Annotated in this window: 20 protein-coding genes and 2 pseudogenes; 8 read left to right on the forward strand and 14 right to left on the reverse strand. The window is 70.7% G+C overall.

What is annotated here, in order from left to right:
- Window positions 1–437 precede the first annotated feature (437 nt).
- The 3 genes from HTZ77_RS30355 to HTZ77_RS30365 all read left to right on the forward strand — a co-directional run bounded on the left by HTZ77_RS30355 (window position 438) and on the right by HTZ77_RS30365 (window position 3,687).
- Window positions 438–1,751 (forward strand): ABC transporter substrate-binding protein, encoded by a 1,314-nt coding sequence (locus HTZ77_RS30355; protein ID WP_205303928.1) that lies wholly within the window; start codon window positions 438–440, stop codon window positions 1,749–1,751.
- A 95-nt stretch (window positions 1,752–1,846) separates the two neighbouring features.
- The gene (locus HTZ77_RS30360) at window positions 1,847–2,803 is read left to right on the forward strand and encodes a carbohydrate ABC transporter permease (RefSeq protein ID WP_175593138.1); all 957 of its coding nucleotides are present in this window, start codon (window positions 1,847–1,849) and stop codon (window positions 2,801–2,803) included.
- Complete coding sequence (locus HTZ77_RS30365; protein WP_175593139.1) at window positions 2,800–3,687, forward strand: carbohydrate ABC transporter permease; 888 nt, start codon at window positions 2,800–2,802, stop codon at window positions 3,685–3,687. Before HTZ77_RS30360 ends, HTZ77_RS30365 begins: the two co-directional genes overlap by 4 nt.
- Here HTZ77_RS30365 and HTZ77_RS30370 read toward each other — a convergent pair.
- Entirely contained in the window at window positions 3,680–4,720 is a 1,041-nt protein-coding gene (locus HTZ77_RS30370; protein WP_175593140.1) for an enolase C-terminal domain-like protein, read from the reverse strand. The two genes, HTZ77_RS30365 and HTZ77_RS30370, sit on opposite strands and share 8 nt — an antisense overlap.
- Before the next feature lie 36 nt (window positions 4,721–4,756).
- Window positions 4,757–5,533: a FadR/GntR family transcriptional regulator gene (locus HTZ77_RS30375; protein ID WP_175593141.1), complete on the reverse strand. Its 777-nt coding sequence runs from the start codon at window positions 5,531–5,533 to the stop codon at window positions 4,757–4,759.
- A 331-nt stretch (window positions 5,534–5,864) separates the two neighbouring features.
- On the opposite strand from HTZ77_RS30375, the gene HTZ77_RS30380 reads away from it, so the two are divergent.
- Genes HTZ77_RS30380 through HTZ77_RS30395 form a run of 4 tightly spaced genes read left to right on the forward strand, consistent with a single transcriptional unit; the run spans window position 5,865 to window position 10,182 of the window.
- Entirely contained in the window at window positions 5,865–7,160 is a 1,296-nt protein-coding gene (locus tag HTZ77_RS30380; protein ID WP_205303930.1) for an ABC transporter substrate-binding protein, read from the forward strand.
- A complete protein-coding gene (locus tag HTZ77_RS30385; protein WP_175593142.1) occupies window positions 7,160–8,119 on the forward strand; it encodes a carbohydrate ABC transporter permease in 960 nt (319 codons plus the stop codon). Before HTZ77_RS30380 ends, HTZ77_RS30385 begins: the two co-directional genes overlap by 1 nt.
- Complete coding sequence (locus tag HTZ77_RS30390) at window positions 8,112–8,963, forward strand: carbohydrate ABC transporter permease (RefSeq protein ID WP_235995412.1); 852 nt, start codon at window positions 8,112–8,114, stop codon at window positions 8,961–8,963. Before HTZ77_RS30385 ends, HTZ77_RS30390 begins: the two co-directional genes overlap by 8 nt.
- Before the next feature lie 22 nt (window positions 8,964–8,985).
- Entirely contained in the window at window positions 8,986–10,182 is a 1,197-nt protein-coding gene (locus HTZ77_RS30395) for a Gfo/Idh/MocA family protein (RefSeq protein ID WP_175593143.1), read from the forward strand.
- Here the strand turns inward: HTZ77_RS30395 and HTZ77_RS30400 are convergent.
- The gene (locus HTZ77_RS30400) at window positions 10,134–10,874 is read right to left on the reverse strand and encodes a CBS domain-containing protein (protein ID WP_175593144.1); all 741 of its coding nucleotides are present in this window, start codon (window positions 10,872–10,874) and stop codon (window positions 10,134–10,136) included. The genes HTZ77_RS30395 and HTZ77_RS30400 overlap by 49 nt on opposite strands.
- A 231-nt stretch (window positions 10,875–11,105) precedes the next feature.
- On the opposite strand from HTZ77_RS30400, the gene HTZ77_RS30405 reads away from it, so the two are divergent.
- Window positions 11,106–11,555 carry a hemerythrin domain-containing protein gene (locus tag HTZ77_RS30405; protein WP_175593145.1) on the forward strand — a complete coding sequence of 150 codons (450 nt, stop codon included), beginning with the start codon at window positions 11,106–11,108 and terminating at the stop codon, window positions 11,553–11,555.
- Between the two features lie 56 nt (window positions 11,556–11,611).
- Here HTZ77_RS30405 and HTZ77_RS30410 read toward each other — a convergent pair whose 3' ends face one another.
- The 11 genes and pseudogenes from HTZ77_RS30410 to HTZ77_RS30460 all read right to left on the reverse strand — a co-directional run.
- Window positions 11,612–12,589: an Acg family FMN-binding oxidoreductase gene (locus HTZ77_RS30410; RefSeq protein WP_235995413.1), complete on the reverse strand. Its 978-nt coding sequence runs from the start codon at window positions 12,587–12,589 to the stop codon at window positions 11,612–11,614.
- Entirely contained in the window at window positions 12,586–15,225 is a 2,640-nt protein-coding gene (locus HTZ77_RS30415; protein WP_205303935.1) for a multicopper oxidase domain-containing protein, read from the reverse strand. The genes HTZ77_RS30410 and HTZ77_RS30415 overlap by 4 nt, the downstream gene beginning before the upstream one ends.
- Before the next feature lie 56 nt (window positions 15,226–15,281).
- A complete protein-coding gene (locus HTZ77_RS30420) occupies window positions 15,282–15,452 on the reverse strand; it encodes a hypothetical protein (RefSeq protein WP_175593146.1) in 171 nt (56 codons plus the stop codon).
- Between the two features lie 155 nt (window positions 15,453–15,607).
- Window positions 15,608–16,657, reverse strand: coding sequence for an Acg family FMN-binding oxidoreductase (locus tag HTZ77_RS30425; RefSeq protein WP_175593147.1), 1,050 nt, complete (start codon window positions 16,655–16,657; stop codon window positions 15,608–15,610).
- Window positions 16,658–16,876: 219 nt separating this feature from the next.
- Window positions 16,877–17,314 (reverse strand): hypothetical protein, encoded by a 438-nt coding sequence (locus HTZ77_RS30430; protein ID WP_175593148.1) that lies wholly within the window; start codon window positions 17,312–17,314, stop codon window positions 16,877–16,879.
- A complete protein-coding gene (locus tag HTZ77_RS30435; RefSeq protein WP_175593149.1) occupies window positions 17,311–18,555 on the reverse strand; it encodes an MFS transporter in 1,245 nt (414 codons plus the stop codon). Before HTZ77_RS30435 ends, HTZ77_RS30430 begins: the two co-directional genes overlap by 4 nt.
- 281 nt (window positions 18,556–18,836) lie before the next feature.
- Entirely contained in the window at window positions 18,837–21,143 is a 2,307-nt protein-coding gene (locus tag HTZ77_RS30440) for a phosphoketolase family protein (RefSeq protein WP_175593150.1), read from the reverse strand.
- Window positions 21,144–21,228: 85 nt separating this feature from the next.
- On the reverse strand, window positions 21,229–21,942 hold the full coding sequence (narI, locus tag HTZ77_RS30445) for a respiratory nitrate reductase subunit gamma (protein WP_175593151.1): 714 nt from the start codon (window positions 21,940–21,942) through the stop codon (window positions 21,229–21,231).
- Window positions 21,939–22,556, reverse strand: a complete 618-nt coding sequence (gene narJ / locus HTZ77_RS30450) for a nitrate reductase molybdenum cofactor assembly chaperone (protein ID WP_175593152.1) — start codon at window positions 22,554–22,556, stop codon at window positions 21,939–21,941. Before narJ ends, narI begins: the two co-directional genes overlap by 4 nt.
- Window positions 22,553–23,311, reverse strand: a pseudogene (gene narY / locus HTZ77_RS30455) (nitrate reductase subunit beta); the annotation flags it as partial. The pseudogene narY and the gene narJ, both read right to left, overlap by 4 nt.
- Window positions 23,227–23,640 (reverse strand): annotated as a pseudogene (locus HTZ77_RS30460) (nitrate reductase subunit alpha); the annotation flags it as partial. The pseudogenes HTZ77_RS30460 and narY, both read right to left, overlap by 85 nt.
- Window positions 23,641–23,644 lie beyond the last annotated feature (4 nt).

Consider the following 23,644-nt stretch of genomic DNA (forward strand, 5'->3'; position numbering starts at 1 on the left):
AACCGGTGACCGCGATGTCGCACCCGGGTCCAGCCGGAGCCCGCGCCCAAGGAGGGGCGCGTCCACGCAGGTGGCCGTGCTCGATCTCGCTCAGCCCTCAGTATGTTTCGCCCGCATGACGGAGTCAATAGATCAGTATTACCAAGCCCACGGTCACCGATAAGGCGGAAACATTCGCGGCCGATGCTGGGGCCGACGAGGGCGCGAGGTCACGGCGAGCTGGGCGAGAGGCTGCACGGGGTCAGCAAGTCTCGGATTATTAGTCCAAGGCAATCACAGATAAGTCCAATTCATAGGGTTGACCCTCTTCGCCGGCCCACCCCACACTGAGCACACCTCGCCGCAGTGCCCCCTTCGTGGGTGGACTTGTCCACGGCAGCGATCCCCCAGGCATGAGTGAGCACCCTGCTCCCCCCACAGAACGCAGGAGGAATGCGATGACCTTACGATGGCCGACCCGGGCCGGCATGACGCTGCTCGCGGTCGCGTCCCTGGCGGCGGCGAGCGCTTGCGGCTCCGGCGCGCCGAGCCCGCGCGCCGACGGCGCCTCGAGCACGGTGAGCCTGGACTTCTGGGGCTGGGCGCCCGGCTACGACCGGTCTGTCGCGCTGTGGAATCGGAGTCACCCCAACATCAAGGTCACTTTCAGCAAGGTGCCGTCGGGTGGCGGAGGCGGCTACGCCAAGATGCAGAACGCCGCGAAGGCAGGCAACGCACCGTGCCTCGCACAGGTGGGGAACGAGTCCTTGCCGACCTTCGTGGTGACGGACGCGCTTACGGACATCTCCCCCTACGCCAACGCCGGCAAGGAGCAGTTCGTCGACTGGGCGTGGAAGCAGGCGGGTTTCGGGAACCGGGTCTTCGGGATCCCCGTCGACACCGGGCCGACGGCCTTGTTCTACCGCAAGGACCTCTTCGCCAAGTACGGGCTGACCGTGCCGAAGACCTGGGACCAGTTCGCGGCCGAGGCGAAGAAGTTCCATGCCGCCGCCCCGGCCAACTTTCTGATCAACGCACCGGTGGACTCCTACGACCTGGCCGGCTACACCTGGCAGGCGGGCGGTCACTGGTACGGCACCGCGAACGACCAGTGGCAGGTCACGATCGACAGCCCGGAGACGCACAAGGTCGCCCAGTACTGGCAGGGTCTGCTGGACGGCAAGCTGGTCAAGGCCGGCGTGACGCCGCTGGACACCGCGTGGTTCAAGGAGGTCAAGGACGGCCACATCGCGTCAGTGATCACCGCGGTGTGGGCGGCGCCGCTCATCGAGACGAACCTGCCGAGCCTGTCCGGGAAGTGGGCGGTCGCGCCGATGCCGCAGTGGACGGCCGGAGAGCAGAGCGCGGGCAACAACGGAGGATCCGTCACGGCCGTGCTCAAGGGGTGTGCGCATCCGAAGGAGGCGGCCGAGTTCGCGACCTGGTTCAGCACGAACGCCGACAGCCTCGACAACCTGATCGAGAACACCGGGATCTACCCCGCCGCCAAGAGCGGGCTGGAGCTGCCGGCGGTCGACCGGCCATCGGCGTACTTCGGCGGCCAGAACATCTACGAGGTGTTCAGGACCGCCGCGCGGAACACGCCCACGAGCTGGACCTGGGGGCCGACGATGACCCAGGTCGAGTCCGACTTCGTCGACGGGATGAAGCGCGCCGCGAACGGTGAGGGCACGATCTCCGACGCGGTCGAGGCCGTCCAGGCCAAGACGCTGGCGGCGCTGAGGAGTCAGGGCCTGGCCGTGGCCGGCTGAGGCCGCATGCAGGACAACGGCGCTGCTCCTCCCGACGCCGTCCCGGCGGGGAGCAGCGCCGGCCGGTGGATTTCGACGCTGACGAAGGATGATTCATGGCGATCACTTATCCCGATCACGACGTGACGAGCGGGGCGGAACGTGCGCCTCGCCTCCCGCGAGGACCCGCCGGGGGGCGGGCGACGCGATCGGCGACGCTGTTCCTGCTGCCGTTCGGGGCGCTGTTCGCCGTGATGGTGCTCGCGCCGATCGGCTACGCCGTCCACGAGAGCCTCTTCGAGGTGCGCCGCAGCGGACTGGGGTTGTCGCCGACGGTCGCCGAGCTCACCGGTGTGTCGAACTACGTGAGGGCGTTGCGCGACAGGGACTTCATGGCCTCGATCCTGCGGGTGCTTCTCCTCGGTGTGGTGCAGGTGCCGGTCATGCTGGGGCTCTCGCTGCTGCTCGCGTTGCTGCTCGACTCCCGATCGGCCCGGTTCAGGCGCACCTTCCGGATGATCTTCTTCCTTCCGTTCGCGATGCCGGGAGCGATCGCGGCGATCATGTGGTCGTTCCTCTACATCCCGAGCGTCAGCCCGTTCACGGCCGCTCTCCGCAGCATCGGTCTCGACGTGGACTTCCTGTCCGGCGGGCTGGCGCCGGTCTCGATCGGCAACATGATGACCTGGGGCTGGACCGGCTACAACATGCTCATCATCCACTCCGCGCTGCAGGCGATCCCGCGCGAGCTGTTCGAGGCGGCGGTCCTGGACGGGTGTTCCGGGTGGCGGCTGGCCCGGCACGTGAAGATCCCGCTCGTGCGGCCGGCGCTGATCCTGACCACGGTCTTCTCGATCATCGGCACCGCGCAGCTCTACACCGAACCGGACATCCTCCGGCGCGTGGCGTCCACCGTCACCGCGACCTACACCCCCATCATGGCGAGCCAGTATTCGGCGAACATCAGCAACTACAACTTCGCGGCGGCCCAGGCCGTGATCCTGGCGGTGCTCACCTTCGTGCTCTCGTTCGGTTTCCTGAAGTTCGTCCAGCGCAAGGGATTCGGCGCATGACCACCACCGCCCCGTACGCCACCGGCGCTCAGCCGGCGGACAGGCCCACGGTGGGGGCGCTGACGAGCCGTGCCGGGGTCCTCCTCGTGCTGACCCTTTTCGCGCTCTACACCCTGGTCCCGCCCTGGTGGCTGCTGGTGACCGCCACCAAGAACAAGGGTTACCTGTTCACCACCCAGGGCCTGTGGTTCTCGCACTTCGACCTCGGGACCAACATCCGCGAGGTCTTCCAGGAGCAGGACGGCGTCTTCCTCCGCTGGATGCTCAACAGCGTCCTGTACAGCGTCGGAGGCGCCGCCGTCGGCACCCTCGTGTCGGCGATGGCCGGCTACGCGCTGGCCAAGTACGCCTTCCGTGGCCGCGATCTCGCCTTCAACATCGTGCTGGGTGCGGTGCTCGTGCCCGCGTCGATGTTCGCGCTGCCGCTCTATCTCATGTTCAGCGCGAGCCATCTCATCAACACCTACTGGTCGGTCTTCCTGCCCAGCATCGTCAGTCCCTTCGGGGTCTACCTGGCCCGCGTCTACGCCGGCGCGGCGGTGCCCGACGAACTTCTCGAAGCCGGACGGATCGACGGCGCAAGGGAAGCCGGCATCTTCTGGCGGATCTCGATGCCGGTCATGTCGCCCGCGCTGGTCACCATCTTCCTGTTCCAGTTCGTCGGCATCTGGAACAACTACCTGCTCCCGGTGCTGATGCTCAGTGACGACCGGCTGCAGCCGATCACCGTCGGGCTGGCGAACTGGCGCGCGGAACTGAACAACGGCGTGCCCTACAGCCTCACGATCACCGGCTCACTCCTGTCGGTGATCCCTCTGCTGATCGCCTTCTTCGTCCTGCAACGGTACTGGCGCTCCGGCCTGACCGCCGGAAGCGTCAAGTGACACTGTCGTATCCGATGCCGGGCGCACTCGGGGCTCGCACCATGCCGTCGGGATCCACCGCCGGCTCGCGGACCACGGGATTGGTGAAGACGAGCGACTCGTAGTAGGAGGTGTTGGGGATGGCCATGCACAGGTGCGCGTTGACGATGCCGGTCCCGTGCACCTCCGCCCGGAGCTGGAAGCTCTCGGCCAGGTGGGCGATGCGCATGGCTCCGGTGATGCCCCCCTTGTACTGGGCGCTGGTGCGTACGCGGCCCGCCGCGCCGGCCTGGATGAAATCCGCGACGTTCATGTGCGCGCCGTCGGAGGTCTCGGCGACCAGGAGGGGGATGGAGACGCGTTCGGCGAGCCGGCGGTAGGCGGTCACGCTGAACTCCCGCATCGGTTCCTCGTACCAGGTGTAGCCGGCCTCCGCCAGAGCCTCCCCGACGTAGACGGCGTCAGCGAGGTCGAAGCCCGCCGAGCCGTCGTACATGAGGGGAACACCGTCGCCCACGTGCGCGCGGAGCTTCTGGCACAGGTCCGCGTCCGCGCGGGCGTCGCCCCAGGCGTGCAGCTTGATCGCGGTGTAGCCGGCCGCGAGGCACTGGTCGGCGACGTCGAGATACTCCTCCACACTGGAGAACGTCACAGTGCTGGCGTAGGCGGGGATGGCGTCGCGGTAGGTGCCGAGCAGCTGGTGCACGGGCAGGTTCGCGGCCTTGCCCGCCAGATCCCACAGCGCGACGTCGACCAGCCCGAGGGCGTAGATCGGAAGCTCTTCGATCCGGTCGAGCTCCCACAGCCGCTCCCACAGCAGTTCACGCCACAGCGGGTCGCGGCCGATCAGGTCCTCGCGGATGCGGCGCCGCACCAGATCGGCCACGATGACTCCGCGCCGCGTGTGCGCCTCTCCGGTCAGGCCGGCGTCGGTGTGGACACGCAGGATGCCGCCGGTCACCGGCCCTTCCGACCCGGGAAGCCCGGCACGCCAGCGGAAGGACGGCTGGGCGGGCAGGTCGACCAGGTCCACGGTCACATCAGTAATGCGCATGTCGTCCTTCGTGCTTCAGGTCGGGGTCGGCGCCGGTCAGGAGGAGGTGCCGTCGGAGGGGAAGAGACGGTGGCGGATCTCCCGCTGGAACTGCTGCATGGTCGTGTCGATGTGCTCGCAGATGCACTCCACGGCTCGCGACTCGTCGCCTGCCGCGATGGCGGCGCTGATCGCCAGGTGCTGTTCCGCGGCCACTCTGAGGGATCCGCCGGCGACTCCGGCCAGCCCGATGACGCTGACCTGCCGTTGGAGCCGCTGCACCGACGCGACGGTCTCGGAGAGGAAGACGTTGCCCGCCGCCACGGCGATCGCCCTGTGGAACGTCTCGTCCGCGTGGGTGAACGCGTCCAGGTCGTCGTTCTCCGCGGCGTCCGCCGACTGCTGTGCGGCGTCGCGCAGAGCCTTCACCTGGGCGGGATTGGCTCGCTGTGCGGCCAGGCGCGTCGTGGCCGTCTCGATGGTGCGGCGGAACTCGAACATCTCGTCGACCTGACGCAGGTCAGCCGGCAGGAACCTCGAGAAGGACTTCTCCCACAGGGCGCCCTCCGGCTCGGAGATGTAGATGCCTCGCCCCTTCTGCACCGAAACGCGCCCGAGCGCCGAAAGGATCTTCACGGCTTCCCTGACGATGGTCCGGCTCATCTGCACGGCTTCGGCCAGGTCCTTCTCCGTCGGCAGGCGATCCCCCGGTTCGAGGCGTTCTCGGACGATGTATTCGAGGATGCGCTCCGCGGCGATCTCGTAACCGGGTCGATACCCCCCCGCGTCCCCCTGCTCTCGTGGGACGCGCGACCCCCGCTCGGGCTGGCTCAAGTCTTCCTCCGGTGTGCTGTGCTGGCCGGCTCATGGTGTCACAGACGATCCTCGGCAGCCACACTCTGGGCCTCTGATACTTCCTATCTATCTATTAAACCCGTGATCCTCAAATCAGATCTAGGGTCTTGACGCGGCAAGCGTTCGCCTTCACACTCGTCACACCCGACATGACCTGCCGGGAGTGTCCATCCTGATCAGTAGAGCGTCTCGTCGAAGCCGGTCCCGGACCCACCCCTCGCCCCCCGATCTCCGCGGATCGAGGGGTGCGTGTCCGCGCCACGCCCCACAGAATCTGATCTATTTCGGAATGTCGAACGGTGGAAGAGGCATGATGTGTTTTAAGTCGGGAACGCCGTCCGGGTGGAGGCGCCGCGGGACCCGTCTGGGGACCTGGGTCGCGCTCTCGGGTCTCCTGCTCGGCGTCGCGGCCTGCGGCACGGACGATCCGAGCGGCGGGAAGATCGAGCTCACCTACCGCATCTGGGACAAGAACCAGCAGCCGGCCATGCAGCAGATCGTCGACCGGTTCCAGGCGGCACACCCGACCATTCACGTCACCATCCAGCTCACCGCGAACCAGGAGTACTGGACGAAGCTCCAAGGTGACGCGACCGGCGGCAGCGCCCCGGACGTCTTCTGGATGAACGGCCCGCACGCCCAGCTCTACGCCTCCAACGGCATGCTGCTGCCGCTGTCGAAGCAGCTCAAGGCCGACGGTGTGGACCTGGGCAACTACCCGTCCGCGCTGACCGCCATCTACAGCTATCAGGGTGAGCAGTACGGCATTCCCAAGGACTTCGACACCGTCGGCCTCTGGTACAACAAGAAGCTGTTCGACGCCGCCAAGCTCAAGTACCCGGACGACACCTGGACCTGGGAGAACGTCGCGGAGGCCGCGCGCAAGCTCACCGACACCTCGAAGGGCGTCTACGGAATCCTGGCTCCGCCCTTCAACCAGGAGAACTTCTACGACACCATCTTCCAGGCGGGCGGGTACGTCATCTCACCCGACGGGAAGTCCTCGGGCTACGACCAGCCGGCCACCATCGCGGGGCTGAAGTTCTGGACCGACCTGATGAAGGCGGGCGTCTCACCGTCGGTGAAGTCGATGACCGACACCTACCCGGCCCAGCTCTTCGAGTCGGGCAAGTTCGGCATGTACTACGCCGGGTCGTGGAACGCGATCGAATTCGCGAAGAACGACGCCATCAAGAACGACGTGGACGTGGCCGTCCTGCCCCAGGGGACCAAGCGGGCCGTGGTCATCCACGGTCTGGCCAACGTGGTGTACGGGAAGACGAAGCACCCCAAGGAGGCGACGCAGTTCGCCGAGTTCCTGGGGTCGAAGGAGGCGGCCGAGATCCAGGCGAAGACCGGCGCCGTGATTCCCGCCTTCAACGGCACCCAGGAGGCCTGGGTCTCCTCGATGCCCCAGTTCCACCTGCGCTCGTTCCTGGACGAACTCCCCTACGCGGTGCCGTTCCCGGCCTCGAAGAACACCGACGCCTGGATGACCAAGGAAGCCACGATCCTGGGGCCCGCGTGGTCGGGTGACAAGGACGTCGCGGCCGCCGCGAAGGAGCTGGCGACGGCGATGAACACGGCGCTGCGCGAGGAACAGTGATGTCGGCGGTGAACAGCCTGGCCAGGCCGCGCCGGGCGGGGCGCTCCGCGAACCGCCGGCCCGGCCGCCGGCCCGAGCGGATGTGGGCGTACCTCATGGTCGCTCCCATGACCATCGGCCTGTCGGTCTTCTACCTGTGGCCCATCGCGCAGACCTTCTTCTACAGCTTCACCAAGTCCGGCCCGTTCGGCGGGCACGCCTGGATCGGCACGGCGAACTACCGCGCCCTGGTGGACGAGCCGTCGGTCCTCCAGTCCGTGGCCAACACCCTGTTCTACGCCGTCGTCCAGCTGGCCGGCATCCCGCTCGCGGTCCTGCTCGCCGCCCTGCTGAACCAGCGAGGGCTGCGGGGGCGGTCGATCTACCGGTTGGTGTACTTCCTCCCGGTCGTGACCATGCCCGTCGCCGTCGCGATGCTGTGGCGGTGGATGTACAACGGGGACTACGGCCTGATCAACCAGTTGCTCTCCATCGTGGGCGTACGAGGGCCCCACTGGGCCTCCGATCCGTCCGTGGCGCTGTACGCGGTCGCGGCGATCGGCATCTGGATGGCCCTCGGCTACAACATGGTGATCTTCCTCGCCGGCCTCCAGGGCATCCCCACCATGTACTACGAGGCCGCCGCGATCGACGGCGCCGGCCCGGCCAAGATGTTCTTCCGCATCACCGTGCCGCTGCTCAGCCCGAGCATCTTCTTCGCGACGGTGCTCACCGTGATCAACTCGCTGCAGATGTTCGACCTCGCCTACATGATGATGAGCACGCCGGGCGCCGCGGCCGGAACCGCGAACCCGGCACTGCCCCAGGTCCGCACGGTCTCCTACCTCTTCTACCAGAAGGCCTTCGTCGAGCATGATCTCGGCTTCGGCGCCGCGGTCGCCTTCGTCCTGCTCGGGTTCATCCTCGCGATGACGCTCATCCAGTTCCGGCTCCAGAGAAGGTGGGTGCACTATGCGTGACGGCGCGATGGCCGGCGGCCGTTCGACGCGCCGCGCGGGGACGGCCGCGACCCACGTCGTGCTCATCGCCGGTGCGGTCGTGATGGTCGGCCCTTTCCTCTGGGAAGTGCTGACGTCGCTGAAGACGTTCAGCGAGACCACGCACCTGCCGCTGACGTTCCTGCCGCACCGATGGCAGTGGTCGAACTACGTCCGCGTGTTCGAGCAGCTGCCCTTCCGGCAGATGTTCCTCAACACGGTCCTCATGGCCGCGGGACGGACCCTCGCTCAGCTCGTGTTCTGTTCCATGGCGGCCTACGCGTTCGCCCGGATGCGGTTCCGCGGCAACAACCTGCTGTTCGGCCTCTTCCTGTCGGTGCTGATGGTCCCGAGCCAGCTCTTCCTCATCCCGCAGTACGTCATCATCCAGGACCTCGGCTGGGTGAACACCCTGCAGGGCCTGATCGTGCCCGGGATGTTCAGCGCGTTCGGCACCTTCCTGCTCCGGCAGTTCTTCCTCGCGCTGCCGCACGACGTCGAGGAGGCGGCCCGCCTCGATGGAGCCAACGCGTTCCAGATCTTCCTGCGTATCGCGCTCCCCCTGGCCAGACCGGGGCTGCTGGCTCTGACGATTCTCACGGTGCTGTGGTCGTGGAACGATCTGATGTATCCCCTCGTCGTCACCACCGACCCGAGCGCGATGCCGCTGTCGGCCGGCCTGGCGACCCTGCAGGGCGAGCATTTCACCGACTACTCGCTGCTGATGGCGGGCTCGATCATGGCGACCGCACCGATGATCGTCGCCTTCGTCGTCCTGCAGCGGCACTTCATCCAAGGCATCGCGTTCACCGGTGCCAAGGGCTAGACGTCGATCGGAAGGACCTGGCATGGATGACCTCAGGCTTGGTGTGATCGGGCTTGGCGTGCGCAGCGGCCTCGCCGAGCTCGCCCACCGGCCCGGGAAGGGATCGCGGCTGGTCGCCTGCTGCGATCGTGATCCCCGGATGCTGTCCGGGGTCCGGGAGCGCTTCGGACCTGACCTGATCACGGTGACCGACCATCGTGAGCTGCTCGACGCCGACCTCGACGGGGTGTTCGTGCTGACGCCCGACCACACCCACGAGCCCATCGGCCTGGACTTCCTCCAGGCGGGGATCCCGGTGTTCCTGGAGAAACCGCTCGCGATCACCACGGAAGGCTGTGACCGTCTCCTGGCGGCGGCGCGGGCGTACTCCACGCCGCTCTACGTCGGGCACAACATGCGGCACATGCCCGTCGTCACGGCCATGCGCGAGCTGATCGACGACGGGGTCATCGGGCAGGTCAAGGCCGTCTGGTGCCGGCACTTCGTCGGGCACGGCGGCGACTTCTACTTCAAGGACTGGCATGCCGACCGGCGCAACACCACCGGCCTGCTGCTGCAGAAGGGGGCGCACGACCTCGACGTCATCCACTGGCTCGGCGGGGGGTACACCAGACGGGTGAACGCCTTGGGGGGCCTGGTCGTCTACGGTGACATCGCCTCACGCCGGGACCGGGCCGGGGAGCGCATGACGGACTGGCTGTCCTCCGAGGACAACTGGCCGCCCCTCAGCCAGCGCGGCCTGAACCCGGTCGTCGACGTCGAGGACCTCAGCATGGTGAACATGCGACTGGACAACGGGGTCTACGCCAGCTACGAGCAGTGCCATTTCACGCCCGACTACTGGCGCAACTACACGGTCATCGGGACCGAGGGGCGGCTGGAGAACTTCGGTGACGCCGAAGGCGCGGTCGTCAAGGTCTGGAACCGCCGCTCGGACTATCGTGCGGACGCTGATCTCACCGTGTCCGTCGAGACGCCGGAAGGCACCCACGGGGGTGCCGACCCCCATCTGGTGGCGGAGTTCGTGCGATTCGTCAGGGAAGGCACGTCCACGGTCACTTCCCCGGTCGCGGCCCGTGAGGCGGTGGCGGCGGGATACGCCGCCACCGCCTCCCTGCGGGAGGACGGCCGGGCGCTCGACGTCCCGCCGACCGATCCCGAGATCGCTGCCTACTTCGCGAACGGCCAACGCGCGACACCTCCGCCGGGCCGCGCCTGACCGCCTCGAAGATCGGTGCCCAGCCGAACGAAGTCCTCGCGGATGCCGACGACTCCGCCGAGCCCCTTGGCCAGGTGCACGGCCGCCGCCGCGTCGGCGCTCGTGGCGGTGTGCCCGGACAGCGTCACGATGCCGTCCTGCACCCGGACGACGATGCCCGTCCGGTCGTTCCACCGGGCCTGCTCGGGGATGGCCTGCTCGACCCAGCGCTTGATCTCGGCGTCGTCGTGCACATACGCCTTGAGCAGATCGCGTCTGCTGACGATGCCGATCAGCCGTCCGTCGTCGTCAACGACGATCAGGCGCTTGATGCCGTGCGCGTCCATGAGCTGCGCGGCGGTCACGGTGGAGGCGAACGGGTCGACCGTCACCGCCGGCGCGGACATCAGCTCGGCCGCCGTGACGCCCACGGCCTTGTGGCGGGTGTCCGCGCCGTGCCCGGTCAGCCTGCGGCGCAGGCGGGTCCGCAGCCGCGGCCGGTAGCCCTCCCCGTAGTACTGCTCCCGGAACTCCTCCTTGCGCAACAGATCCGCCTCGGACACCACGCCGACGACCCTGCCACCGGCGGCCAGGACGGGCACGGCGCTGACCTCGCGCCGCACGAGCAGCTCGGCGACGTCCTTGAACGGCGTGCCCGCCTCGACCGAGGCGACATGCGTGGTCATGACATCCCGCACGTTGATCCGCAACATGGGTCCTCCCTTTCCGCCTGCCATGACACCGCCTCATCCGGCCTGGCCTCCAGGGCCGGAGGTCCTGCCGACCGCGGCTTTGGTCAAGGCACGTCCCCCACAGGGGAGGCGCCTGCGCGGGTGACCGACGGCAGGGGCCGTACGGGACGTTCGGCCCTGATCACCATGTCGTCCCGTCCGGGAGGGTGAGGACGCGAGCGAAGGAGAAGAGAGCCATGCAAGGACATGATCATGTGTGACTACTGTGGCTGCCGGGAGTTCCCGTTGATCGGCCGCCTGTCCCAGGAGCACTGGGACATCAAGGAGTGCGCCGGAGCGTTGCGCCGCGCGATCGGCGAGGGCGGGCACGACGACGCCGCGAGACTCCTCGACGAGCTGCTCACCCGGCTCGTCCCGCACACCGCCACCGAGGAGGGCGGGCTGTTCGCCGAACTGCGCGCCGACGGATCGCTGGCCGAGGAGGTGGAGCGGCTGTGCGCCGAGCACGCCGACATCCACGGCGTGCTCGGGACGGTCGACCGGGCCGCACCGGACTGGCCCGCCGTACTGCGGGCCCTCGACCGGCTGCATCAGCACATCGACCACGAGGAGCACGGCCTGTTCCCCGCTGCCGTGATCATGTTGCCGCTCGCCGCCTGGGACCGCATCACGCCCGGCCAGTCCCCAGCGCCGGCCGGATAGCGCGATTCTTCGCGGCGGTGCCGGCGCGGTCCGTGTCCCCCATGACCGGCGTCCCTTCACGACCGGGTGTTGAAGACTTCGTGCAGGGGACGGCGCGGCACGGCGGGGACCGGCGGGCCGTACCCGAGCCGCAGCAGCATCTGCAGGTACCCGAGCGTCCCGGCGGGCTCGTCACCGTGCCCCTGGTCCGCGAGATCCAAGGGCTGGCTGAGCAGCGACGCCGACACCCCCTGAGCGGTGGCGGTGAGCAGGACCCGCTGCAGCGCCTGGCCGGCGGCCAGCCAATCACGTGGTCCGTCGCCGCGGGTGAACAAGGCGGCGATCTGTGGATCTCCTTCGAACCTGGCCACCTCCCCGCCCTCTCCCAGGCTGAAGTCGCGCAGGGGCAGCTCGGCGCACTCTGGTCGAGGACCGAAGGCGTGGCGGGGGATGCCGTCGGCGCGGGTGCCGTCCCCGGTCCAGCGGGACAGCTCGCGGCGATGGGCGTCATCGCGGGAGAGCGCCCTGTCCGCGGCGGCGACCATGCCGAGGACCTCGCGGGCCACCCGGCTGTCGAGCATGACCAGCGTGGCCCCCTCCCGGCCGGCCGCGTCGACCAGGTCGTCGACGGCCTTGACGGGCAGGGGGCTGCCGTCGAAGGGGAAGCGGTTGGTGCGCCGGCGCGGAATCATGGCGTGCAACTGCCGCTCCTCCTGTGACGGCGCTTCCCCTTGGACGGCCCGGACGACGGCGAGGAGGTCGGGCGCGCCGCGCGGGGCGGGCAACGGCAGGACACGAGCCTGGTGTCCGGTCATCCGGATGGCCAGTCTCATGTTGAACAGGGCGGCCCCGCAGCTGATGCCGAGGCAGCGTCCCCGGGGGTCGGCGACGGGCAACTGCCGGCGAAGGTCGGCGTACACGGTCACACTGTTCTTGAGGTGGTGGAACAGCCACGGCTGGGTGTTGTGCACGGAAGGTGCGGCGATCGCGGCCTCGATGATCCGGCGCACGCCGGAGGCACTGGCGAACGGGCCGGCCATCGTCTCACTTCTCATCGTCCGGCCACCTTGAACAGGCCGTGCGCGCCCGCCTCCGCCTGGCGCATGCTGTGGTCCACCACCGGGTAGGTGCCCGGCTCGGGGAAGACGAGCTCGGCGAAGCCGCCCTGCGCGGGGGCCAGGTCGAGTACCTGCGCCCCGCCCGGGTCGTCGGTCCGCAGCGCGTAGGCGCCCTCCTTGTAGACGGTGTCGAAGGGCGCGCCGACCACGTGCAGCGCCGTGCCCGAGCTCGGACCGGCGGCCACGGCCCAGATGCGGACCCGCTCTCCGGCCTCGGCCCGCAGCGGGGCGTGGTCGTAGCCGGAGGCGGTGCCGTTGAACATCCAGCCGTCCGGTTCGCCCTTCCTGATCCTGGCGACGTGGGCGTCGGTGCCGGGCTCGTCGAGGTACAGCTCTCCCTGGACCAGGAGGTATTCACGATCCACCTTCGGCAGGTCGGGCGGGTCGATGATGACGGCGCCGTACATGCCGTTGGCGATGTGCTGGGTCATCGGCATGGTCGAGCAGTGATACAGCCACGCGCCGGCGAAGTCCGCGCGGAAGCGGTAGGTCAGCCGTTCGCCCGGCTGGATCGTGCGCATCGGCCCGTCCGGCGCGGTCGCCCCGGCGTGGAAGTCGATGCCGTGTCCCATGCTGCCGGCGTTGACGAACGTCACCACGAAGACGTCTCCGACCCTGCCGCGCAGCACGGGCCCGGGCATGGTGCCGTTGAACGTCCACACGCGTTGCCGCACCCCCGGCGCGACCTCCCGCACGCGGGTGTCTTCGGCGCGGATCTCGACGCGGTGCTCCGCGCCGCCGGGCGCGGGAAGCAGCATCGCGTCGTACGGTTTCCAGTCCGGTGACATGGGCGCGGCCAGGTCCAGCCGGGCAGGTCCGGCGGCGGTCGCGGCGTGGTCACCGTGGCCGGTGTGGCCGGTGCTCGGCTGGGGCCGGGACGCCACGGCGCCGGTCGGGACCAGGCGCATGGTCATGCCCGCCGCGCGGTGCCCGGCCACCGTGCACCAGCCGTCCACCGGCTCGCCCAGCGGGGCGAGCTTCAGCGTGGCGCTCCGGCCCGGGGCCAGCAGCGGGGTGCGTTCGCCGGTCGCCAGGCGCAGATCGTGCCGTTGCGCGTCGGCGTTGGTGACGCGCAAGGTCAGTACGGTGCCGACGGGCGCCTGGACGGCGGCGGGGCGGATGCTCATGCCGGACAGGGTCACCTCGACCGTGCGGGAACCGGTCGCTGTCACCGGCGTCGCCGGTCCCGATCCGCCGGACGTGGCGGCGACGACCGCGGCGGCCGTCAGCAGGCAGCCGGCGGCCACCCCGGCGACGGCCGGCAGGGACTTCCGCCACGTCCTGCCGCCCTCCGCGTCCTCGGCGGCCGGCGGCGGAGCGCCGCCCGGCCGGGCTCGGGTCAGCGCGGTCAGTGCCAGGACGACGAAGGCCACGACCGAGCCCAGCACCAGCGCCCAGCCCAGCAGCGTCACCGGCCGCGGCACCGGAAGGACCAGCAGCGGCACCCCGAGATTGAGCGCCGCCAGCCGGGCCGCCCAGCCGCGCTCCAGCAGCGCCGCGTTCGCCTTGAACCGGGCCGGCCCGCCGCCCAGCACCGCGGGCAGCAGGTGCAGCAGCGAGCCCAGCAGCGTCTGGGCGACGAATCCGACGAGCACCAGCGGCAGCAGCGAATCCAGCGCCGCGGCGACTTCGTGTGCCCGGCGGGTGGCCACGACCACCAGATCGGCGGCCAGCGCCACCTCGAACCAGACGATCGCCGCTGCGAGCGTCCACGAGGCCCCGGTGTGCGGCTGCTTGCGCCGGAGGGCTTCCGCCAGCGGCACGAGCGCCGCGAGCCCACCGGCCGCGTAGACGACCAGCCCGGCGAAGGCGACCCACCGCCAGCCCCCCGCCAGCCCGGCGACGGCCACCGCCAGACCCGGCACCGCCAGCCCCAAGCCCACGCGCGACGCCCGCCGGGTCCGCTCCGACATGCGGGTCCGCAGGACCGTCGGCCACAGCGTGAACAGGGTGCCGAGCACGGTGAGACCGACCCAGCCGAACACGTTCACCTCGGCGTGCGCGGCGTGCAGCCGCTCGTGCAACGCGCCGTGCCCGAGGTGGGCGCTCAGCAGCCCGCCCAGGACGCCGCCGGCCGCGAGCGCACCGGCGGCGGCGACGTACCAGCCGATGACGTGGCCGAACCGGCCCGGCAGCGCCCGCCTCACCAGCAGGACGAGGACCGTCCCGTGCCACAGCACCACGCCCACCATCAGGCCCGCGCCACCGGCGGCGACCGGCCACGGTCCCGCCGACACCCCGGCCAGCACCGCCACCGTCGCCGCGTTGAGCGCGGCGAGCCTGGTCAGGCTGCCGCGCCGCGGCGGGGTGCGGACGCGCAGCAGCGCCACGGTGAAGTGCTCGCTCCAGATGAGGATGGCGGTGCCGACCGCGCCCAGCAGGAACACGTGGACGAGCAGCCAGCGGGGCGCCGGCAGCGCGTCGCCCCCGAGCGCCACCGCGACGGTCAGGCCCAGCCAGGCGATGACGATCGCGTTCGCCCGCAGGTGCCACGACGCGCGGGGACGCGGCGGCGGCGCCTCCGGGTCGAGCGGCCTTTCCCTCTCGACACGGATGTCGACCGGCCCCACCATGGGCACCTCCCTATCACGACCGGAGCGCGTCACAGCGATCGCGCATCCGGCGAACATCAGCAGAGCGAGCACCGCCAGCACGCCGCCCGGCGCGCGGGCCGCTTCCGCGGCGGCCAGGTCACCGGGGCGTGCCCGAAGACCATGGACATGACGAACCCGAGGAACAACCCGCGCAGGGAGCGCCGGGCCACGTCGTGGAAGGCCGGCCACCCGGCCGCCGCCAGCATCCCGGTCCCGGCTTCGCGGCCGGATGTGCTGTGCCGCCACGGCCTGTCACGCCGTCCGGCGCACGGCCGGGATCGTCGCGCGGCGCCGGTCACCGGCTGTGCGGCGGCCGGCCTCGACGTCCATCCCGCCCCGACCGGGCGCGGGTCGCAACGGCTCACGCACGGCGTGCCTCGCGTCCGTCGAGGACCTCGCACACCGGACGGCGGGCCACCCGCCGGACCGGCGAGCCGTAGCCGAGCCTGATCAGCATCTGCACGTGCCCGAGCGGACCGACCCGGTCGCCGCGGTGCTGCGGCGGGCGCAGGTCGAGCGGCTGGCTGAACAACGACGCCGCCACGCCGTACGCGGTCGCGGTGAGCAGGACCCGCTGCAGCGCCTGCCCGGCGCGCAGCCAGTCGCGCGGTCCGTCACCGGCCGTGAACAGGGCGGCGAGCTGCGGATCCGGCTCGAAGTCCGTGGGTTGTCCACCCCCGTCGTACGCGCCTCGCGTGCCGCCGAGGCCGAAGTCGCGCATGGGCGGCCCGCCAAGCCCGGGGCGTGGCCCGAAGGCATGGCCGGGCACGCCGTCGGCGCCTGTCTCCGCCCGGGTCCAGTGGGCCAGCTCGGCGCGGTAGGCCGCGTCCGCCGCGAGGGTGGCGTCGGCTGTGGCGACCATGTCCAGGACGCGCCGCGCCGCCCGCCCCGCGACCGGGACCAGCGTCGCGCCCTCGCCATGGGCGGCGGCGACCAGGGCGGCCAGGACGTCCCTGGGCAGCGGGCGGCCGTCGAAGGGGAAACGGTTGGTACGCCGGTGCGGGATCATGTCGTGCAGCAGCCGCTCGTCCGGGCTCGGCGGGCCGCCGGGCGTCGCGTGGACGGTGGCCAGCAGGTCCGGCCGGTCGCCGGGGTCGGGCAGCGGCAGGACGCGGGGATCGTGACCGGTCATCCGGACCGCCAGCCGCAGGTTGAACAGCGCGGCCCCGCAACTGACGCCCAGCCCGCGGCCCAGCGGGTCGGTGACGGCGAGCAGCCGGTCCAGGTCGGCGTACAGGTCCATGGTGGCGTCGTCGACGCGGTGGAAGCGCCACGGCTGGGTGTTGTGCACCGAGGGCGCCGCGACGGCGGCGGCGATCGCCCGGTGGAGGCCGGCCTGCGTGGCGAAGGGGTTCTCCCCCGGCCGGGTGCCGGGGGCACCGGTCTCGGGGATGGTGCCGGGTCCGGTCATCGGGGCGTTCCCGGCGTGGGGGCAGCAGCGGACATGTACTCAAGATCTCGCGTCGCTCCGTGCCGGCGGCAGGGACCAAAGTCCCTTCCAGCAGGTCCGATGGACCGTTCGGGGTCGCTCCGTCGGCCGCCGAGCTCGCCGCGAGAGGGCGTCGAGTTCGTCGGGCTCGTCGGGCTCGTCGGGCTCGTCGGGCAACAGGATGAGATCGCTGTCGGACCTTCAGGTCGCCGGCAGGGCGGTGGCGAGCAGGACGACGCCGAGCGATCCCACCAGGGCGCTCACGGCCATCGTACGAGCGAGCCCGGGCCGGGCCGCGCCGCTGGCCCAGCCGTGCAGGCCGGCGGCGGCCATGACGGCGCAGAACAGCAGCAGCTTGGCGGCCAGGATCCGGCCGTAGCCGGGGTCGGCGAGCGAGGACCAGGTGACGCCCTTGCGCCAGGCCAGAGCCACGCCGGTGCCGAGCTGGACGGGCAGGAAAGCCGCCGCGGTGAGGATCCCGAAACGGCGGCCGACCGCGGTCAGCACCGCGGCCCGCCGCTGCTCGTCCAGGAGCCTGCGGGCCAGGGGCAGCACGACCAGCGACACCGTGAGCTGCCCGCCGACCCACAACGCCGCCGACAGGACGTGCAGGAACCGGACCGCCGACCACCACGTCATCGCGCGCGTGCCTCGGACAGGCCTGGCGCCGCGGCGGTGGGGCGCCGCAGGGCCGTCAGGCGCACCACCGTGACCGTCAGCAGCACGGCCAGCGCCGAGGTCGCGGCCAGCAGCGCCAGGCCGAGCCCGTAGGAGCCGAGCCGGCCGTAGAGGAAGCCCATCAGCAGGGGCGGCACGAACCCGCCGAGCCCTCCCGCGGCGCCGACGAGCCCGGTCACCGAGCCCACCTTGTCGGCCGGGGCGACCTGGGCGACCAGCGCGAAGGTGGCGCCGCTGCCCGCGCCGAGCGCGGCGGCCATGGTCAGGAAGGCGATCGTGCCCACCGGCATCAGGCCGGGGGTGAGGGCCTGGACCGCCGCCATGACGCCGACGACGGCGAACACGCCGGTCAGCACCGGGACCGGGCCGATCCGGTCGGACAGCCACCCGCCGATCGGCCGCATCACGACCGCGAGCACCACGAACCCGGCCATGCGGTCGGCAGCGTCGGCCTGCTCAAGCCCGTAGCCGGTCTGCAGGTAGGCGGGCAGGTAGACGGAGAAGGCGACGTAGCCGCCGAACGCCACGGCGTACAGGACGCACGCCTGCCAGGTGATCGCCAGTCTGGCGGTGGCCGCCAGGCGGGCGAGCAGCGGCTGCGCCGCTACGACGCGGCCTGGCGCGTCGCGCATGACCAGCCAGGCGACGGCGGCGTAGAGCGCCAGCGCGATCGCGGTGATGACGAAGGGGGTGGCCGAGCCGCCGGCCTTGACGAGCTTGACCGTGGTCAGGGCGCTGATCGCGGTGCCGCCCATGCCGGCGCCGAAGACGCCGATGGCCAGGCCACGACGGTGCGGCGGGAACCAGGCGTTGACGAACGGCACACCGACGGCGAACACCGTCCCGGCGATGCCCAGGAAGAAGCCGCCGGCCAGCAGCATCGGCAGCGAGCTCTGCCCGGCCACGCCGATGAAGACGACGGGCACGATGGTGGCGGCCGAGATCAGCGGGAACATCACCCGGCCGCCGAAGCGGTCGGTGAGCGCGCCGACCGGGATGCGGCCCAGCGAGCCGACGATCACCGGGACGGCGACCAGCAGCGCCTGCTGGGCGGGTGACAGGCCGAGCAGGTCCTTGAAGCGCGGCCCGAGCGGGCTCAGCAGCGCCCAGGCCCAGAAGTTCAGCGCGAACCCGAGGGTCGCCAGGCCGAGCATCAGCGCGGGCCTGCCGCCGGCGGCGGCCGGCCGCTTCTCGTCGATCATCGTCTTCTCTCCTCACTCCTGCGGATCTCGCCTGTCACATCCCAGCTCACTGGCCCCGCGCGGGGTACCGACCAAGGTCCTTGTCACCGAGGACTTCGGTCGCCCCGACAGGGCGGCGTGTCCGCGCGAGATGTCGTCCGAGCCCCCGCCGGCCTGCCCGGGGCTCGACGCCGACAGGGCACGCCCCGGCCGGTGGGCACGAGGAAGAAGACGCTCCACAGCGACGCCCCGTCGCGCCGGACCCGGCGCGGCGGCGGCCGAGCACATCTCCGGCCGCCGCATCACGGGGATACCGGCCAGGTCCAGCCGCTGATCTCGGGAGCGTCCTCGCCGTGCTCGCGGGTGTGCGCGCGGGCCCGCAGCCGGGCGTCCGACATGCGCTGGCGCAGGTGCGCGGCGGTGGTGCCGAGACCGGGGACGCGGTCGATGACGTCCATGACGAGGTGGTAGCGGTCGATGTCGTTGAGCATCGCCATGTCGAACGGCGTCGTGGTCGTGCCTTCCTCCTTGTAGCCGCGCACGTGCAGGTTCGCGTGGCCGCGGCGGCGATAGGTGAGGCGGTGGATCAGCCAGGGGTAGCCGTGGAAGTTGAAGATCACCGGTTTGTCGGTGGTGAACAGCGCGTCGAACTCGGCGTCCGGCATGCCGTGCGGGTGCTCCGAGTCCGGCTGCAGCCGCATCAGATCCACCACGTTGACGACCCGCACCCGCAACGACGGCAGGTGCTCGCGCAGGATGGCGGCGGCGGCCAGCGTCTCCAGCGTGGGCACGTCGCCCGCGCAGGCCAGCACCACGTCCGGCGCCGATCCGGCGTCGGTGGAGGCCCAGGGCAGGATCCCGAGGCCACGGGTGCAGTGCGCGATGGCCTCGTCCATGGTGAACAGGTCCAGCACCGGCTGCTTGCCCGCCACGATCACGTTGACGTAGTCACGGGAGCGCAGGCAGTGGTCGCCGACCGAGAGCAGGGTGTTGGCGTCCGGCGGCAGGTAGACCCGGACGACTTCGGCCTTCTTGTTGACCACCACGTCGAGGAAGCCCGGGTCCTGGTGGCTGAAGCCGTTGTGGTCCTGCCGCCACACGTGTGACGACAGCAGGTAGTTGAGTGAGGCCACCGGCCGCCGCCACGGGATCTTCTTCGACGACTCCAGCCACTTGGCGTGCTGGTTGAACATGGCGTCGATGATGTGGATGAACGCCTCGTAGCAGTTGAACAGCCCGTGCCGGCCGGTCAGCAGGTAGCCCTCCAGCCACCCCTGGCACAGATGCTCGCTGAGCACCTCCATCACCCGCCCGCCGGCGGCCAGGTGCTCGTCGGTCGGCTCCAGCCCGGCATGCCAGGCCCGGTCGGTGGTCTCGAAGACGGCCTGCAGCCGGTTGGACGCGGTCTCGTCCGGCCCCATCAGCCGGAAGTCGTGCGGGTTGGCGGCGATCACGTCGCGCAGGTACGCGCCCAGCCTCCGGGTGGGCTCGGTGGACTGCCGCGCAGGCGCCTTGACCTCCACCGCGTAGTCACGGAAGTCCGGCAACGCCAGCGGGCGGAGCAGCTCGCCGCCGTTGGCATGCGGGCTGGCGCTCATCCGCAGCGGGCCCTCGGGCACCGTCCGCAGGAGCGCGGGAACCGGCCGGCCGTTCGCGTCGAACAGCTCCTCGGGCCGGTAGGAGCGCATCCAGGCATCCAGCATCGCCAGATGCTCGGGGTTGTCGCGGACTCCCGACAGCGGCACCTGGTGGGCCCGCCAGGTGCCCTCCACCGGCACCCCGTTGACTTCCCGCGGCCCCGTCCAGCCCTTCGGCGTCCGCAGAATGATCATCGGCAGCCGGTCGGCGCGGCCGTCCTTGTAGGCCGCGATCTGGTCGAACACCACATCCAGCGTCTTGGCCATCTGCTCGTGATCGGGGCCGACGACATGCGGGCGGTAGCCGTACCCCTCCATGAGCTTGACCAGCTCCTCCTCCGGGATGCGAGCCAGCACGGCAGGGTTGGCGATCTTGTAGCCGTTCAGATGCAGGATCGGCAGCACCACCCCGTCGCGGTACGGGTCGAGCAGCTTGTTGGAGTGCCAGCTCGCCGCCAGCGGCCCGGTCTCCGCCTCGCCGTCGCCGACGACGCACGCGACGACCAGGTCCGGGTTGTCGAAGGCCGCGCCGAAGGCATGCGCCAGCGAATAGCCGAGCTCGCCGCCCTCGTGGACGGAGCCGGGCGTCTCGGGGGCGACGTGGCTGGGGATGCCGCCGGGGAAGGAGAACTGGCGGAACAGCCTGCGCATGCCCGCGGCGTCCTGGGAGACCTCCGGGTATCTCTGCGAATAGGAGCCCTCCAGCCAGGCGTGCGCGACCGCCGCCGGGCCGCCGTGTCCGGGGCCGGCGATGTAGATCATGTCCTGGTTTCGTTCGGCGATGACCCGGTTGAGGTGGGCGAAGCAGAAGGTGAGGCCGGGCGTGGTGCCCCAGTGGCCGAGCAGCCGCGGCTTGACGTGCTCGGGCCGCAGCGGTTCGGTCAGCAGGGGGTTGTCGAGCAGGTAGATCTGTCCCACGGACAGGTAGTTCGCGGCACGCCAGTAGGCGTCGATGTGCTGCATCGTCGTCATGGTGCCGATCATGTCTGGATCCGTGTCCGCCCCCTAGGGACCTTGGTCCCCCTCTCCTGGGCCGGTGGACCGCCGCGCCGGGTGATCAGCGTGACGGCTCCCAGCCACGGCGCGCGCGGGGCCGGCCCTCCTCGCGGCTGCGGTAGACGATGTACGGCCGGGTGAGGTAGCCGACCGGCGCGGTGAGCATGTGCACCAGCCGGGTGAACGGCCAGATCGCGAACAGCACCAGCGCGCTGAGCGCATGCAACTGGAACAGCGGCGGCGCGCCGGCCATCAACGCGGGTTCCGGCTGGAAGGTGAAGATCGACCGGAACCACGGCGAGATGGTGGTGCGGTAGTCGTAGCCGCCGCCCACGATGTTGGCCAGGACGGTGGCGGCCAGGCCGAGCAGGATCGTCAGGGTGAGGACCGCGTACATGAGCTTGTCGTTGCGGGTGGTGGCGGTGAACACCGGGCCGACGGTGCGCCGCCGGTAGATCAGGATCGCCAGGCCGCCCAGGGTGGCGATGCCCGCGATCGTGCCCAGCACGACGGCGGACACATGGTAGGCCTCCTCGCTCACCCCCACGGCCTCGGTCCAGCCCTTGGGGATCACCAGGCCGCCGACGTGGCCGAGCGCCACCACGAGGATGCCGAAGTGGAACAGCGGGCTGCCGACGCGCAGCAGACGTGACTCGTACATCTGTGACGACCGGGTGGTCCAGCCGAACTTGTCGTAGCGGTAGCGCCACACATGGCCGAGCACGAACACCGTCAGTGCCACGTACGGCAGGACCACCCACAGCAGGACGCTCATCGGCCCGCCTCCATGATCGCGTACGGTTCCAGTCCGACGGCCTCGGCGGGCGGCCCCTCGGACGCCAGCCGTAGCGCGGCCTCCTGCTCCCGGGCGCCGGCCGGAGGCAGCGTGGCCAGCACGGCGGCGACCACGTCGGTGTACGGCGAGCGTTCCTCCTCCAGCGCCGCGCGCAGCACCTCCATCCCGGCGCGGTGCTCGCTCATCAGCCGCCGGGCCTGGCGGACGGCGCCGCGCGCCGACAGCTCGCACACCACGGCGAGATGGTCGGGCAGCTCGCCGTCGGCCGGCTCGAACCCGGCCTCTCGGTAGGCGTGCTTGAAGCGCAGCAGCGCCATGCCACGCTTGCGGGTGTCGCCGTAGGCGTAGTAGGTGAGGTACGGGCAGCAGCGCCGCTTGAGGTCGAACGTGGCCACGTAGTGGGCGGCCAGCTCCGCCGGGCCGGTGGCGGCCACGTGGCCGAGGAAGGCCGACAGCCGCTCGCGCGCCCGGCCCGCCGGCAGCGCCGACACAGCGGCGGTGAGCACGTCGAGGCCGTCGTAGAGGTGCTGGTCGGGGTAGCCGAGCAGCACGGAGGCCACCATGTGGGTGGTGCGCAGGTCGCCTTCGTTCATCTCTTCCTCCTGCGGGGGAACAGCCCGTCGGGTGTGCCCTTGCCGTCCCAGTTGAGGAGATTGACCCGGCCGCGCAGCTCGTCGGCGTCGTCCAGGTCCTCGCCCGTCTGCCGCTCGCGCAGCGCGTGGAAGTTCTCCACCGCGACCGGGGCCGGCCGGCCGGACGCCTCGCCGAACGGGCCCGCCATGCCGGGGCCGCCCTCGTAGTCGAGGCTGCAGCCGGTGGCCGACTCCTCCAGGTGCGCGCCCTGCTCGGCGTGCGCCTTGGGGATGACGTACCGCTCGTCGTAGGGGGCCAGGGCCAGCAGCCGGTGCATGTCCTCGACCTGCCGGCCGGTCATCCCGACGGCTGTGGCGATGGTCTCGTCGCGGTCCTGGCCGAGGTTGATGCGGCGCATGTACGAACGCATCGCGGCCAGCCGGCGCAGCACCGCCCGCACCGGTTCCGCGTCACCGGCCGTGAACAGCTCGGCCAGGTAGCCGATCGGGATGCGCAGCGCGTCGATGGCGCCGAACAGGTTGCCGGCGTCCTCCCCGTCGTGTCCGGTCCCGGTCAGCACGTCCACGACCGGTGACAGCGGCGGGATGTACCAGACCATCGGCATCGTGCGGTACTCCGGGTGCAGCGGCAGCGCCACACCGAAGTCGAAGATCAACCGGTGGATCGGCGATCGCCGAGGCGCGCCTTGGCCTCGCGGTACATCTCCACCAGCACGCCGCGCGCGTACGGGTAGCGCACCCGCGTCGGCGAATAGGTGTACCAGGAGAACGCGGCGCCCCGCGGGCAGCCCCGCGGCTCGTACTCCGGACGATCTCCGCCGACGCTCGGATAGTCGGTCTGCTGCGCCTCCCAGGTGATGATCCCGTCCTTGACGTACACCTTCCACGAGCACGACCCCGTGCAGTTCACCCCGTGCGTGGAGCGCACCACCTTGTCATGGCTCCACCGGTCCCGGTAGAAGGCGTCGGCCTGACGGCCGCCGATCTGGTGCAACGACCGCAGATCCGCCGAGACCGTCCCCGTCCGCAGATGCCGCCCCAAGCGCAGCAACGCATCGCTGACCAGACCGTCCATGCCCGACATGGCC

Origin of the sequence: Nonomuraea montanisoli (genome assembly GCF_013363975.1) — a bacterium.
GTDB lineage: Bacteria > Actinomycetota > Actinomycetes > Streptosporangiales > Streptosporangiaceae > Nonomuraea > Nonomuraea montanisoli.

Coding starts and splice junctions, on each gene's coding strand:
- HTZ77_RS30355 (WP_205303928.1), top strand. CDS start 438: ATGACCTTACGATGGCCGACCCGGGCCGGCATGACGCTGCTCGCGGTC.
- HTZ77_RS30360 (WP_175593138.1), top strand. CDS start 1,847: ATGGCGATCACTTATCCCGATCACGACGTGACGAGCGGGGCGGAACGT.
- HTZ77_RS30365 (WP_175593139.1), top strand. CDS start 2,800: ATGACCACCACCGCCCCGTACGCCACCGGCGCTCAGCCGGCGGACAGG.
- HTZ77_RS30370 (WP_175593140.1), bottom strand. CDS start 4,720: ATGCGCATTACTGATGTGACCGTGGACCTGGTCGACCTGCCCGCCCAG.
- HTZ77_RS30380 (WP_205303930.1), top strand. CDS start 5,865: ATGATGTGTTTTAAGTCGGGAACGCCGTCCGGGTGGAGGCGCCGCGGG.
- HTZ77_RS30385 (WP_175593142.1), top strand. CDS start 7,160: ATGTCGGCGGTGAACAGCCTGGCCAGGCCGCGCCGGGCGGGGCGCTCC.
- HTZ77_RS30390 (WP_235995412.1), top strand. CDS start 8,112: ATGCGTGACGGCGCGATGGCCGGCGGCCGTTCGACGCGCCGCGCGGGG.
- HTZ77_RS30395 (WP_175593143.1), top strand. CDS start 8,986: ATGGATGACCTCAGGCTTGGTGTGATCGGGCTTGGCGTGCGCAGCGGC.
- HTZ77_RS30400 (WP_175593144.1), bottom strand. CDS start 10,874: ATGTTGCGGATCAACGTGCGGGATGTCATGACCACGCATGTCGCCTCG.
- HTZ77_RS30405 (WP_175593145.1), top strand. CDS start 11,106: ATGTGTGACTACTGTGGCTGCCGGGAGTTCCCGTTGATCGGCCGCCTG.
- HTZ77_RS30410 (WP_235995413.1), bottom strand. CDS start 12,589: ATGAGAAGTGAGACGATGGCCGGCCCGTTCGCCAGTGCCTCCGGCGTG.
- HTZ77_RS30415 (WP_205303935.1), bottom strand. CDS start 15,225: ATGGTGGGGCCGGTCGACATCCGTGTCGAGAGGGAAAGGCCGCTCGAC.
- HTZ77_RS30420 (WP_175593146.1), bottom strand. CDS start 15,452: ATGCTGGCGGCGGCCGGGTGGCCGGCCTTCCACGACGTGGCCCGGCGC.
- HTZ77_RS30425 (WP_175593147.1), bottom strand. CDS start 16,657: ATGACCGGACCCGGCACCATCCCCGAGACCGGTGCCCCCGGCACCCGG.
- HTZ77_RS30430 (WP_175593148.1), bottom strand. CDS start 17,314: ATGACGTGGTGGTCGGCGGTCCGGTTCCTGCACGTCCTGTCGGCGGCG.
- HTZ77_RS30435 (WP_175593149.1), bottom strand. CDS start 18,555: ATGATCGACGAGAAGCGGCCGGCCGCCGCCGGCGGCAGGCCCGCGCTG.
- HTZ77_RS30440 (WP_175593150.1), bottom strand. CDS start 21,143: ATGACGACGATGCAGCACATCGACGCCTACTGGCGTGCCGCGAACTAC.
- narI (WP_175593151.1), bottom strand. CDS start 21,942: ATGAGCGTCCTGCTGTGGGTGGTCCTGCCGTACGTGGCACTGACGGTG.
- narJ (WP_175593152.1), bottom strand. CDS start 22,556: ATGAACGAAGGCGACCTGCGCACCACCCACATGGTGGCCTCCGTGCTG.